At 54.4% G+C, this 11,914-nt stretch carries 14 protein-coding genes and 1 pseudogene; 4 read left to right on the forward strand and 11 right to left on the reverse strand.

Going from position 1 to position 11,914, the window contains the following annotated elements; genetic code table 11:
* Positions 1–202: 202 nt before the first annotated feature.
* The 10 genes and pseudogenes from FHW16_RS14075 to FHW16_RS14115 all read right to left on the reverse strand — a co-directional run bounded on the left by FHW16_RS14075 (position 203) and on the right by FHW16_RS14115 (position 7,143).
* Positions 203–415 (reverse strand): DUF1127 domain-containing protein, encoded by a 213-nt coding sequence (locus FHW16_RS14075; RefSeq protein ID WP_182549829.1) that lies wholly within the window; start codon positions 413–415, stop codon positions 203–205.
* 525 nt (positions 416–940) lie between these two features.
* Positions 941–1,567, reverse strand: coding sequence for a class I SAM-dependent methyltransferase (locus tag FHW16_RS14080; protein WP_182549830.1), 627 nt, complete (start codon positions 1,565–1,567; stop codon positions 941–943).
* Positions 1,568–1,885: 318 nt separating this feature from the next.
* Entirely contained in the window at positions 1,886–2,254 is a 369-nt protein-coding gene (locus tag FHW16_RS28855) for a hypothetical protein (protein ID WP_246711758.1), read from the reverse strand.
* Positions 2,251–2,751 carry a methyltransferase domain-containing protein gene (locus tag FHW16_RS28860; protein WP_246711759.1) on the reverse strand — a complete coding sequence of 167 codons (501 nt, stop codon included), beginning with the start codon at positions 2,749–2,751 and terminating at the stop codon, positions 2,251–2,253. The genes FHW16_RS28855 and FHW16_RS28860 overlap by 4 nt, the downstream gene beginning before the upstream one ends.
* 285 nt (positions 2,752–3,036) lie before the next feature.
* Positions 3,037–3,474, reverse strand: a complete 438-nt coding sequence (locus tag FHW16_RS14090) for a GNAT family N-acetyltransferase (RefSeq protein WP_210278126.1) — start codon at positions 3,472–3,474, stop codon at positions 3,037–3,039.
* A 41-nt stretch (positions 3,475–3,515) separates the two neighbouring features.
* Positions 3,516–4,052 (reverse strand): annotated as a pseudogene (locus tag FHW16_RS29210) (nucleotidyl transferase AbiEii/AbiGii toxin family protein); the annotation flags it as partial.
* A gap of 647 nt (positions 4,053–4,699) precedes the next feature.
* Positions 4,700–4,996 carry an SRPBCC domain-containing protein gene (locus tag FHW16_RS14100; RefSeq protein ID WP_182549831.1) on the reverse strand — a complete coding sequence of 99 codons (297 nt, stop codon included), beginning with the start codon at positions 4,994–4,996 and terminating at the stop codon, positions 4,700–4,702.
* Positions 4,997–5,133: 137 nt separating this feature from the next.
* Positions 5,134–5,310: a metalloregulator ArsR/SmtB family transcription factor gene (locus tag FHW16_RS14105; RefSeq protein ID WP_210278127.1), complete on the reverse strand. Its 177-nt coding sequence runs from the start codon at positions 5,308–5,310 to the stop codon at positions 5,134–5,136.
* Between the two features lie 276 nt (positions 5,311–5,586).
* Positions 5,587–6,486 carry a hypothetical protein gene (locus tag FHW16_RS14110; RefSeq protein WP_182549832.1) on the reverse strand — a complete coding sequence of 300 codons (900 nt, stop codon included), beginning with the start codon at positions 6,484–6,486 and terminating at the stop codon, positions 5,587–5,589.
* A gap of 180 nt (positions 6,487–6,666) precedes the next feature.
* The gene (locus FHW16_RS14115) at positions 6,667–7,143 is read right to left on the reverse strand and encodes an Hcp family type VI secretion system effector (protein ID WP_182549971.1); all 477 of its coding nucleotides are present in this window, start codon (positions 7,141–7,143) and stop codon (positions 6,667–6,669) included.
* A 404-nt stretch (positions 7,144–7,547) separates the two neighbouring features.
* Here FHW16_RS14115 and FHW16_RS29280 point away from each other — a divergent pair, with 404 nt between their 5' ends.
* Positions 7,548–7,856 carry a hypothetical protein gene (locus tag FHW16_RS29280; protein WP_182549833.1) on the forward strand — a complete coding sequence of 103 codons (309 nt, stop codon included), beginning with the start codon at positions 7,548–7,550 and terminating at the stop codon, positions 7,854–7,856.
* A gap of 314 nt (positions 7,857–8,170) precedes the next feature.
* On the opposite strand, the gene FHW16_RS14125 is transcribed toward FHW16_RS29280, so the two are convergent.
* Positions 8,171–8,851, reverse strand: a complete 681-nt coding sequence (locus FHW16_RS14125; protein WP_182549834.1) for a TetR family transcriptional regulator C-terminal domain-containing protein — start codon at positions 8,849–8,851, stop codon at positions 8,171–8,173.
* 220 nt (positions 8,852–9,071) lie between these two features.
* Here FHW16_RS14125 and FHW16_RS14130 point away from each other — a divergent pair, with 220 nt between their 5' ends.
* Genes FHW16_RS14130 through FHW16_RS14140 form a run of 3 tightly spaced genes read left to right on the forward strand, consistent with a single transcriptional unit; the run spans position 9,072 to position 11,874 of the window.
* On the forward strand, positions 9,072–9,923 hold the full coding sequence (locus FHW16_RS14130) for a uracil-DNA glycosylase (protein ID WP_246711761.1): 852 nt from the start codon (positions 9,072–9,074) through the stop codon (positions 9,921–9,923).
* Between the two features lie 2 nt (positions 9,924–9,925).
* The gene (locus FHW16_RS14135; protein ID WP_182549835.1) at positions 9,926–11,557 is read left to right on the forward strand and encodes a GMC family oxidoreductase; all 1,632 of its coding nucleotides are present in this window, start codon (positions 9,926–9,928) and stop codon (positions 11,555–11,557) included.
* Positions 11,554–11,874, forward strand: coding sequence for an NIPSNAP family protein (locus FHW16_RS14140; RefSeq protein WP_182549836.1), 321 nt, complete (start codon positions 11,554–11,556; stop codon positions 11,872–11,874). The genes FHW16_RS14135 and FHW16_RS14140 overlap by 4 nt, the downstream gene beginning before the upstream one ends.
* Positions 11,875–11,914: the final 40 nt, after the last annotated feature.

The raw sequence follows: 11,914 nt of genomic DNA on the forward strand, positions 1-11,914 counted from the left end.
AATTTGCTTCTCGCCTTGTGGTGGTCTCCCATTCATAATGCCATCCTCGGGAAACACAGATGTGTTGAATCTAAAAAAGAACCGTACTTGCATTCGGTTCCAGGTTAGGAAAATGGCAAGCTTGGGGGCCGTGTAATTTGCCCGTCTCACAAAACGCTATACTCCCCGACAATGGACGCTGCTGCTTCAGCGGCGTCTTAATTCAAAATAACTTTCTGGCTTCGCCCGGCACATCCTCAAGGCCGATATCGCGGCGCATGTGATTTGACAGGTTGGAGACCTGGTTCGTTGTTTGGTGGCGCCTCCAGACGGCCAGGATCAGGGCGTACGTCGTCTTCCAGACGCCGAATTTTCGGCACAGTTCGTCAACCGTTTCCGCAAGGGTATCAACAACAAAAGCTTGTGCTTTGGGCATGGTGTTCTATCCGGTGCAATGACGCAGCCGGTCCTTTCGAAGGTCACTAGACGCGCAAATGCTGAACAATCAGCCGATCACGTCAGGGTAATGGGGAAATGCCAAACGGCAGAACTTCGGGGCTTAGAGGCCTTGGTGGGGATGTTAGTTTGAGCGGGATGCGTATCGCATCGAAGCCACTTCACCCGAGAGGCACGTAAACACGATAATGGATGTCATTTTACGTCTCCTCTAATTTGAGTTCTTGTAACATCACGCTATATGACATTAGCTGATAAACAAATATGCAATATTGCATTATAGAAGAGACGCAGACGTTCGTTGCAGAACAGCAACACCCTTAATTGTGATCTTTGGCTGATCACAGCTTCGGGCTGATGGACTGACGGACGCCAGAACCGGTGCGTTCAAAGAGCCGAGTTCCAATGCGGGAATTTTTGCCTTCGCCTCGAAGCCGCCATTGCTGTGACAGCCTAAAGTTCATAGTCACGCCACGACGAACCATTCCCGCAAGTTCTGTGTGGGTCACGCCCGACTCGCCCGAACGCTCAGCCACCGATCATGGGGCTTTCCGACGCACCGACAGACCTCGCTGACGATCCAGCCGGCGTCTGTGAGTGCGGACCGCAGGGCAGACTCGCGCCAGTACGTCTCGACGTAGCGCCGGGGCGCTGCAGCACTGCCGTGTGTGGACACATTCTCGCCATCACCCTCTCTAACCGAGACGTGCAGTCGGCCACCGGTCCGGGTCGCCTCGGCAAACCGCCCAAGCACCGTGCCAAAATCCTCGCGCGCGACATGAATCAGGCAGGCACAGGCCCAGATCCCGTCGTACGGCGTGCCGGGACGCTGCGGGTCAGCCAAGTCTTCGTTCAGCGGGTCCAACAGGTCGGCCTCGAAGCCACTTTCGCGAAGCAGTTCGACGAAACCCTTTGAAATGTCGGTGCGCCGGACGCTAATTCCCCGCTTCTCAAGCTCAAGTGCATCTCGCCCGCCACCGCTTCCGATCTCAAGCACCCTGCCCGAGCCGCCCAGCCCGGTCACGAACGCATCGATCTCAGTCGCGACCCATTCGGGCATCGCGGCGGCCTCGGCGGCGTACTCCGCCGCGACCGTATCATAGGACCGCACGGTATCCAGGTTGGTGCTCATCCCAGCGCTCCTCCTTCAAGACAAGAGACCTGATGAGCGACAGACCCATCAGCCCGTTGCGCCCTTCACACTTGGACAGTTGGTGACTTCACGGGCGATTTTCTTCCCAGCTTTAGCAGAAATGCTGTCAGAAACACCACCGACCGATTGCCAATATGACGGGCGGCAATGCGACCGCATTTTGGTATTGCAGAAGTCGGTCGCAGAGTGTCCATTTCTGCGGCTGATACTTACGATAGAAAACCCCTTGAAAATCAGCGCTTCCGGTACTGTCGCGGAACTTAGGAATTACGCGACGGTATGATGCCGAACCGTTGCCTAAGCATAGGCCAGGCACCAGCCGGGAGCGCGAACCCAACATCGCTCGGCCGGCACCTCATCAGTACGATACAGCCGGGTCACCCGCTTGTGCTCTCCGCTCTCGAATGCCGCCGCGAGCGCTTTTTCCGATTCCTCATCGCGCATTCCTTCACAGGGGAAGATGGCCACCGGCGAAATCCACTGCGCGTGGTATTCCTCACCCCTACGCGTCACAAGGAACACCGCCCCACGAAGGTGCATGTTGCTCCAGGTGCTGCTTGTAAATCCAAGATCGGTCGTAAGTGGCAGGATCAGCCTTCCACCATTATTGAGCCGGTCGAGCCAGATATCCGCCGGCCGGGTCGCACCGGCGTTCACGTAGATCAATCGGCTGAATCGAAAGCTACGGAGCTGCCATCTCCCTGGACCACGGAAATGATCGGATAGGCCGCGAGATTTGCTCTCGCCCGCGCAGCAAGCTCCTGCTCGAACTCAATCGCCGTCACCCTGCCGGATGCGGCAACGAGGTTCGCCATGATCGCAGAGTAGTAGCCGGCACCAGCACCAACATGCACGATGTGCTCGCCTACTCGCAGGGCGGCCTGCGAAAGCAGGAAGGCATGAAGTGAAGGTTGTCCGTTGTTGATGTGGCGCTCAGGGACGATACCAACAACGTCATCCGTATAGAGGTAGACCGGATCGGCGGTCGGGGTCAGAACATAGGCTTTTCGCATTCGGAAGATCGGCCACGGACCGGGACCAAGGAAATCTTCTCGTGGTACTTCGGCAAAGGCTGCTTCAACACGTTCATCGACAACTTTCACAGCCGCCGTGATCTGCTTCGCATAAGCTCGCCGCACGATCTTCAATTCGTCAGGTGTCATCAGCAGAACCAGCTCCATAGATTCCTGTCGCGAAAGTCCGAAACATGCGACAGATATGATCCAGGTCAATGTCGACCTGCAAGGTCCGCTCCAGGCGTCCTCGCCTCCCTGCCATGAACGGCCGAGATAAGATCGCAACCCGCCATCTGCATGCAGCTGGAAGAGTGGCAGTTATCGGCCGTTTCGGGTCCGAAAGCGGACAGGCTAATTTCGGCCCCGATGCTGACAGTCTACTTTCATTGCGTCCCCTGCGCAAAATCAGGCATCCTCGGTCCACTGTGAAGGTTAGATGGCCAGGTTCAGGATCGGGCGCGCCCATGTCACCTTCATCGTTGGCGGTTTAGTTCCAACGATCGTGGCACCCATCCTTTGATAGAAGCCGACCGAAGGTGGGTGGGAAACGATCTTAATTGAAGGAATCCCACGCCGCTTTGCCTCAGCCGCCATGTGTTGAAATAGCTTCGCACCTATTCCCGTTCCTTGAGCGTGATCCGCAACAAACATAAGGTCCAGTTCCGGTTCGTCGGCCAGCGTTAGGCTGTAGAAGCCAGCGATATCATCCTGAAGGTCAGCAACGTAGAAGACATCAATGTCTATCTGGGCGGGCGTGACGGCATAGCCGTCCAGAATGCTGGCGTAGTTGCCACCATAGGCACTCGATTGATGCATCAACTGGGTAAGCGCCTTTGCGTCACCGCGTTCGGCAGGCCTGATCTTGAACAACGTGCAACCCCTATCCATAGCTGAGTGTCATATAACATCGATCACCGACCCATGCTCCTCGCTCTTATAGCGTGCGGCATGAGGAATTCCGCTATGTCTGCCACGACTTTGGCAAGATCCCCCGGATCGTGTGCCACATCCTCGATAAACGCTCGCCATTGATGTTGCTTTTGTTCGTCCGCTGCGAAGGCACGCGTCACCGCATCCGGCGGGTCTTCGGGAAATGCCGTCTGGCGCCTTTCGAAAGTAGCGAAAATAGCCCGAGCCAATCTATTGTCATCAAATGCGAACGTTCGGCTCAAAATCCAGATATCGTAAAAATCCTTCATGCGGGTATTAACGCGCCCCAGCGCTACCATTGCCTGGAATTTCTCGGCGATCACCGTTTCGCGAGCTTAGGCTCGCAGTCTGGGCGCAGGAAACTCCAGCATAGAAGGATAATCCAGCATTTCTGCACCAGGCTCCGTAGCGTCTCCAAACCCGATGTCAATGATCAGGCCGACGCGGGCACCACTGATCGACGCTGTTGTCCGCAATCGCACGCCGCCATATTCAAGCTCTTCACGGATCCGGTCGATACCAATAATATTCCAACCGGCGCTCTTCAGTTTGGCAGATGTTGCAGCGCCGAGCGCCCCGGAGACCCCGGTTACAACCACATTCTTATTTGTGTTCATTGATTGTACCCGGCCGTCCAAAAGGCGCGTTTAGGAGAATTGTTGTCTTCAGTCATAGTTGGCGCTTCAGCGTATCGCAACATCAAGGTTGATGCCGGTAACATGCCAGAAACAAATATGTTGAAACGGACAGACGCTCGATCTGACAGTTGAAAACGATGTTGCCGCGTCCCTATCGACCAAGTCGGTGCAAGGCCTGGGTATCGCTCTTGCCAATGTTGCCCATCGCGTCAAAGCCCATTTTCCGGAAGGTGCGTCATTGGAGGCTGGTCGCCTCGGATCTGGTCGATTTCGCGCCACCCTTACTCTGCCCTTAAGGATCGGTTGACTTCAGGAATGACCGTAATAAATTATTTAGCGTCGAGATCAGCGTCTCGCTCAAAGCGACATTTTAACTTTACGCCTACAAAACAGATGTGGATATCGGGATTTATGGATCTCAGCGCGCCAACACTCCATTCATCAACGGACTGAATCAAAGGAGCCTTTCCGATTCAATCTTTGAATCTTAGGATTCCACACTCTTCCGCAAATACCCCCGAAAGCCCTTACTCCGCGATCAGCAGTGCCTCTAGCATGCCATAAACTTCGTCCAAGCCGTGAGATATGCCGATCGCAATCGCGGCGGTGCGCGACCCGGCATTTGCATAGCGCATCACTATGGTCATGCGGGTCCCGGTTCCACGCGCAACCAGACCGGTTATCATCGTGGCAGCCGAAGCTGTATCGCAATTGAAGTATTCGACATGGGTCATATGGTGCGGGGCATCAACGGCCAGGATTGGCCCCGAGAAAAAGAACTCTTCCCATTCACAAAGAAAAGTCCCGCCCGGACGCAGGTCCATCTCGCAGCGTTTCATCGCACCCGTTTATTGGGGGATCAGCGCAACGCGCGCCAAACGCGGGCAGGTGGATGGGCGAAATCGCGCCTCCCACAGCGCGCGGTATCGCCCCAGCCAAAACGCCTCCACAGCGTCAGGTTTCAGGCTGCGAGGGCCGTGCCGTTAATACGGGTCTCGATCAGTCCTGCATCCTCCAGCACCTTCAGGTGGCGGCTGATCGCCGTCTGGCTTATCGAAAAAGGTCGAACCAAGTCCTGCACCGTCGCCTCGCCCTCCGACAGCTGCGCGATGATGGCACGCCGGATAGGGTCGGCCAAGGCGGCGAAAGACTGATCGAGGATTGGATGCTCAGTTACACTGAGCGGTCGCCGCGGCGCCCGGAGGTGCCATTGAGTGATTCTTGTAATAGGGGTTGCGACAAGATTTGTTTCAAATCATGCGCTAAGAATCGAAGTAAAGAACAAATAACAAACAAATCAACGCGTTCGTCTCGTGATCAGATCTAATTTCGTCCACCTTATATTAAATACTGTTTACGTAAGATATTGGTAAAATTAGTGAAATTTCTCAGCGTATAATTCATCGAATCATACTCACAAACGTGAATCTGACAGTTCCCTTTCGATATCCTTTCGAAGAATGACCTTTGCCTGATCAACCCGCCAGTCTGCCTTCTCGGGGGTCATTTCAACGATCTTGGTATTGGTCGAACTCGCATAATAATCTGCCGATCTCTTTGTATAGGTTACAGATGGAGAAGGATCACCGTATATGTATTCTATTACTTTGGTCTGATAATTTACTGTTTCCCCGGTATAGGTGATGGCTCTGTTTAATACTGAATATATTACGCTATTGAGCGTATGATTTTGCGGTATGTAGCTATAATCATACTTTGGTTGAAATCCGGGCGTTGAGAAATGTTTACTGTTGGCGGATTTTATCGCATCTACACCCAACTTGAACCCAGATATTCTTTTCGAGTTTTCTCCGCCAATCTCTCTATGTTCCATTGTCGTCCTGCTGGCGCGAATAACGCGCTTAACCAATGTTGGATGTGCGCCAAAGTTGGGCCGAGAAATGGCTGGGGGCGTTGACCCCTTCCACGCGGCAACTTGAACAGCTCTGTGGAGAGGATCTTTGGAGTCTGCCATTGTCGTGAGGGTATCGACTTGGGGTGGAGACGTCTGATCAAGTCCGCTAGAGGCATACATCGTTCCTACCTTTGCATTGACGCCCTTTATCCATGCATTCAAGTAGTCGTAAACGGCGTTCGCACGCTTCATAGCTATGTTCTCGCCGACACTATTGATCCCTATTATTGACACGCTACCCCCGCCAACAAGAACCGGGACAATCCATCGATCCAGCGTTAGCATATGGCCCGTAGTGAGCGACGTAGCTCCCATCTCGAAGTTTGTAAGCCGCGCTTCGATTATTTCAGGCCGTGCCGCGTTATGAATGACGGATGCGGTAACATTATCAGTTTGCATGCAGGCTCCCCTCCTTCCTTGTCTATTTTTGGCATTGAGTTACGCTCGAACGGCCCTCAAAGTGAAGAAGCACACCGGCTGGTGATGCCGTCAAAGGGCGGCATAGGCTAAGTTCATTTCCGTTATTTTTTGGATTTGTATCCCTGGCCTGAAGATGACATCAACCGCCTCGCTTGGTAGCTAGGCCGCACGCGTAGTTGCGAGATCGTAAGATGCTATCGTCGGCGACTGCGGCTTCTGGTTTTCGTCATATGGCGTGTATTTCACTTCCATCTTGGTGAAATTCAAACGAATTTTCTCCATCGGACGATCACCATTGGAATCAACCGAGTAGCTCGCGATGAGTGTGTTGGTTAGCTTGTACTCGATATAAGTCTGGCCGGGGTTTCCGGTTGTCACCAGGTGAATGGTTGCCAGCTTGCCCGAATTGCCAGAAACGGCATCCTTAAACAACTTCACCGAAGAGGAATCACTGACCTTCGTCAAGACAACTTCGCTAATCGTGGGTTCCGAAGCTTCGCGGTTGGCTGCGGAGCCGGCGGACGTGCTCATTTTACGGCCTATATTCCAATGGATGGCTTCGATATCCATCCACTGTTTATGCTCCTCCTGAGTAGCATCTCCCTTGATCTCGCCAAGTTGTAGGTAGATCGGCATTGTGGCTCCTTCATCTTTAAAGTGAATTATCGGTGCATTTTCAAATTGCATCTGCAAAGCCGCCAAGAAATTCCCAGTCCGCAATACCCCCAGTTGCAATCGCCTTCGATTTTTGCATGTGCAGGTCTGCAAACAAACATCTCCCGTTGCACTAGTGCATATAGGAAATCTGGGGGCGCAAACATTTTGACCCGATCCCCGATGTGAGTTGCATCACCAATTGGCTCTGACGCACATTTTCCGGCGAATGATTACTATGTTGCTGTGGTCAATCGCGCTTCAAGCAGATCGATTTTGGTGCGACCGTAGATTATCCGTGGTCTGGTGGGCAAATATATCGACACCTACGCCTTTGCCGATGGACGGTTAGAGATGGCTGGAAAGGCGCAACCTTACCCTACACAGTGTTCGACAAGGGTCAGCGTGTCACCCATGCGGCCGTGACCGAGAACAAGCGGCTTGGTGAAGTATTGTCGTTGATCAAGTCCCATCAGGACCCGCTACCTGCACCCAAGGTGAAGACCAACAGCGAGGTCATCGCCTATCAAAAACGCGCACGCAAACCGTCACGACACAACAGCTGGGTCGAGGAACGAAGGGAGCGGAGACTACAGGGGCAGGCCGCTACAAATCTATTCACTGTGGCCGGGCAGAGCTGCGATATGGAAGTCTCCGCCCTGCGCGTGGATGAGCCTCGGCATCTGTCAGGATGACATTTTAACTTTGCACAACAAGCGACATTTCTAATTGGCGGCCACACTTCCTGAATCTGAAAAAACCTCGGCAAGCGTAAGCCAGCCGAGACTTTTTGCTGAAGACGCGGGAGAGACGCGGCTTTCAAGAAAAACGGACAGGCGCGGGCTCGATGCCCGCGATCTGCGCAAGGGCGGGGGCTGATACAATTAATCCACTGTTATAGCGGGATTGATCATTCATCTGTCTTGGCTTTCAGATCGGCGATTGGTTCAGTTGCCGAAATGACGGGTATTCGCGCCAGCCGACGGCAGACCATCTTGCCTTTACTGAATCATCCCGACGGACGAGACAGAAGCCCCCCCAATACCGTCTGCGTGATCGTTTTTGCAGCCATGTCATAGTCCTCTGCCGTTAGTTCGCTGACATTGAGCGCATCGCAGGCCAATGCCTCGAATTCGGCATAGAATTGCGTCACCGACCACAACAGAATGAACAGGTGGCGCGCATCGATTTTCTCGATCTTTCCAACCGCCGCCCATGCATCGATTACCCTCGCCTTCTCGGATGTGACGGTTCGCATGTGGTCACGGGCCTTGATCGAGAGATGTCCTGCCCCCTGCAATATCTCGTTTGCGAAAAGGCGCGTCTCCGCGGCATTCTCCCTGGCATTGTCCAGCTTTGCGCGCACATAGGCCTCGATCGCATCGCTGGGCTCACGATCGGCAGAAATATGCCGGAACGCATCATCCCAACTATGGATCAGGTGATCGATTGCCGCGTTGTAGATCTCCTCTTTTGACGAGAAATAGTAATAGACATTGCCCTTTGGCAGCCCTGAGGCTTTGGCGATTTCTACGATGCGCGCACCATCAAGGCCCTTGCGCGAGAATATCTCGACAGCCGCTGTCAGGATCTTGAGCACATTACGTGCTCTGATCGGCTCATCCGACGCGGCTTGCACGGTGAGCCCTTTTTCAGCGGAGGCATGAGGTTCGCGAAGTTCTTCTGCCATTGGTATCCCGTTATTTTCTACAAGGTTTTGTCTGAATAACCGCCCACGTCAACACTCCTTTCCCTTCAGAGGTACGTCAGTCCCATTGAGTGGTCCGTAAAGAATCATGGTGCCAATAAAAAAGAAGTTGACAATTTGGTCAAGTTTTTTCATGAAAAGCTGACAAAATTGTCAGGTTCTTGGAGAGACCGCCAAAATCGACCATCTGGGGGAACTGCGAATGCCAATATTGTTAAAGGCCGCCATGGAGGAATTTCTGTCAGATTGGTCCGCCGATCTGAACGCACCGTGGCGTTCGCTGATCGGGTGTGCGGTGCCAGACATTGACGGGATCGCATCCGAACTCGAGCTTGAAGTCTGGGAGCCGATCTTTCCGGTTCGTCGCGGCAAGCATTTTCCGGGCATGCCTGCAGGTGCACATTGCCTAAGGGCATTCGACGGCATCGCACCGGAGGAGGTCACCTGTGTCATTCTGGGCCAGGATCCTTATCCTGAACCGGCGTTTGCCACCGGACGTGCCTTTGAAGCCGGGAACCTCGCGGGATGGCACGAGCTCGACAAGATGTTCTCCAAGAGTATTCGGGCATATATGCAGATGATCGTGGCAGCGCGCACCGGCGACCTGTCTTATGCCCGCAGCTTCGACGACTGGCCGAAGACACTTGCTGCCATGCAAAGCGGTACAGTCGACATTCAGCATCCGTCCGATATCGCAGATTACTGGGTCTCCAAAGGCGTCCTGCTTCTGAATGCCTCGCTGACGCTCACCCGCTTCAGGGTAGATATGGATGAACATCAGACCAAAGGCCATCTCCGGCTCTGGCGACCGCTGATCGTGGAAACCTTGCATGCGCTTGCCTTACGGGGAAAGCCACTGGTGTTCATTGGGTTCGGTGGCGCCGCCGCGGACACGCTCGCCGAAGTCGGCGTTGACGAGTCTGCCAGCGGGCATCTTCGCTGCGTTCTGCGTGATCATCCCGCACGCGCTGAAGCCGTCCTTTCCAAACCCAATCCATTCATTCTTTGCAACGATTATCTGGAGGAGATGGGCTCTCGTCCCATCGCATGGTAACCATGGCGGCAACGAAAATATTCGATTTCATCGTCATCGGCGCCGGTTCGGCAGGCTGCGTTCTGGCAAACCGCTTATCGGCCGATCCCGCCAACAAGGTGCTTTTGCTCGAGGCCGGCGGCCGCGACCTCAACCCGCTGTTCCGGTTGCCCATGCTGATGGGCAAGCTGTTCCATTCGGGCATTTATAACTGGCACTACCACACAGAGCCCGAGCCGCATCTGAATGGACGCTCTCTTTATTGGCCTCGCGGCAAGGTGCTCGGCGGCACATCCACCATCAATGGTATGATCTATGTTCGTGGAAACCGGCACGACTACGACCGCTGGGCGCAGATGGGCGCCACGGGATGGTCCTACGACGAGGTGTTACCGGCGTTCCTCCGTTCAGAGGGCCATGTCCAACGCAACGGCGCCTACCACAATACCGCAGGGGAACTGACCGTCTGCCGGGCACGCGGCTGGAACAGCCTTCTCGATGTCTTCAGCGAGGCAGGCGGACAGGCGGGATATCCTCTCAATGACGATTTCAATGGTGAAGAGCAGGAAGGTTTCGGTCGCTATGACTTCACCATAGCCAAGGGCAAACGCTGCTCGGCAGCCCATGCCTTCCTGCGTCCGGCAAAGAAACGCCCGAATCTGACGATCATCACTCGCGCCCATACAAGGCGCGTTCTTATCGAGAATGGCCGAGCTATCGGCGTCGAGTTCAGTCAAAAAGGCAACATTTCGATAGTCTATGCAGACCGTGAGGTGATCCTGTCAGCTGGTGTTGTCAATTCGCCGCAGATTCTCATGCTTTCGGGGATCGGTGCTGCCGACGAACTCGCACAGCACGATATCCCCATCGTCCAGGACCTTCCCGGTGTGGGCAAAAACCTTCAGGATCATGTCGATTGCGTCATGTCCTATGAATGCAGGGAGCCGGTCACACTCTATTCGGACCTGCGCGCAGACAAGCTTACGTGGTCGATGATCCAAGGCATGCTGTTCGGAAAAGGGATCGCTACGACTTTCCCCTATGAAGCCGGAGCCTTCGTCAAATCGCGCCAGGACCTGGTTGCGCCCGACATCCAGCTCCATTTCATGCCGGCGCTCGAAAAAACAGCGAACCTGCATTTTCCAAACCCGTTCAAGAAAGAGCGTGTGGAGGCCAATCATGGCTTTTCATTGCGTGTCGGGCCGGTCAATCCAGAGAGCCGCGGCGAGATCAGGCTGCGCTCCGCTGATCCGATGGACAGGCCGTGCATCACCGCGAACTATCTGCAAACAGAATTTGATATTCGAACGATGATCAACGCGATCCGTATGACGCGGGACATTATCAAGCAGACAACTTTCGACAAGTATCGCGGCAAGGAGCTTGCTCCTGGTCCCGCCGTTGAAAGCGACGCGGAAATGATCAAGTGGCTGCGTGCCAATGCCATGACGACGTTCCACCCGGTCGGTACCTGCAAAATGGGCAATGACCAAATGGCGGTCGTCGACTCTCGATTGAAAGTTCACGGCATAAAGGGCCTGCGCGTCGCGGACGCCTCGATCATGCCAATCATTTCAAGCGGCAACACGAATGCCCCGGCGATCATGATCGGGGAGCGGGCCGCTGAATTCATTCTCAAGGAGCCAACCATATGATCGTCGAACATCGCACCTATACATTCCGCCCGGGGACAGTCGACGGCTGGCTGAAAAAATACGAGACCGAGGGCCTGCCGATCCAGAAACGGCACCTCAACACATTCCTCGGCCTTTACGTCAGCGAGATCGGTCACCTGCACAGGACGGTTCTGATGTGGCGCTATGACAGTCTTGCCGACCGGGAGGCAAGACGGGCAGCCATGTATGCTGACCCGGATTGGCAGGCATTCATCTCCGGCGTCTGGTCTCTCGACGCCATTCAGAGTCAGGACGTGATGATTATGAATCCGGCACCATTTTCTCCCGGCGCCTGAGACGGGCAGTGTCTGAAGCGAGAGGGGTCCAAAATCCTGG

The organism is Phyllobacterium myrsinacearum, from assembly GCF_014138285.1.
Lineage (GTDB): Bacteria > Pseudomonadota > Alphaproteobacteria > Rhizobiales > Rhizobiaceae > Phyllobacterium > Phyllobacterium myrsinacearum_A.

Excerpts from the sequence above, each read along its gene's own strand:
- FHW16_RS14075 (WP_182549829.1), bottom strand. The coding sequence starts at position 415 with ATGCCCAAAGCACAAGCTTTTGTTGTTGATACCCTTGCGGAAACGGTT.
- FHW16_RS14080 (WP_182549830.1), bottom strand. The coding sequence starts at position 1,567 with ATGAGCACCAACCTGGATACCGTGCGGTCCTATGATACGGTCGCGGCG.
- FHW16_RS28860 (WP_246711759.1), bottom strand. The coding sequence starts at position 2,751 with ATGACACCTGACGAATTGAAGATCGTGCGGCGAGCTTATGCGAAGCAG.
- FHW16_RS14100 (WP_182549831.1), bottom strand. The coding sequence starts at position 4,996 with ATGGACCTGCGTCCGGGCGGGACTTTTCTTTGTGAATGGGAAGAGTTC.
- FHW16_RS14110 (WP_182549832.1), bottom strand. The coding sequence starts at position 6,486 with ATGCAAACTGATAATGTTACCGCATCCGTCATTCATAACGCGGCACGG.
- FHW16_RS14115 (WP_182549971.1), bottom strand. The coding sequence starts at position 7,143 with ATGCCGATCTACCTACAACTTGGCGAGATCAAGGGAGATGCTACTCAG.
- FHW16_RS14125 (WP_182549834.1), bottom strand. The coding sequence starts at position 8,851 with ATGGCAGAAGAACTTCGCGAACCTCATGCCTCCGCTGAAAAAGGGCTC.
- FHW16_RS14130 (WP_246711761.1), top strand. The coding sequence starts at position 9,072 with ATGCCAATATTGTTAAAGGCCGCCATGGAGGAATTTCTGTCAGATTGG.
- FHW16_RS14135 (WP_182549835.1), top strand. The coding sequence starts at position 9,926 with ATGGCGGCAACGAAAATATTCGATTTCATCGTCATCGGCGCCGGTTCG.
- FHW16_RS14140 (WP_182549836.1), top strand. The coding sequence starts at position 11,554 with ATGATCGTCGAACATCGCACCTATACATTCCGCCCGGGGACAGTCGAC.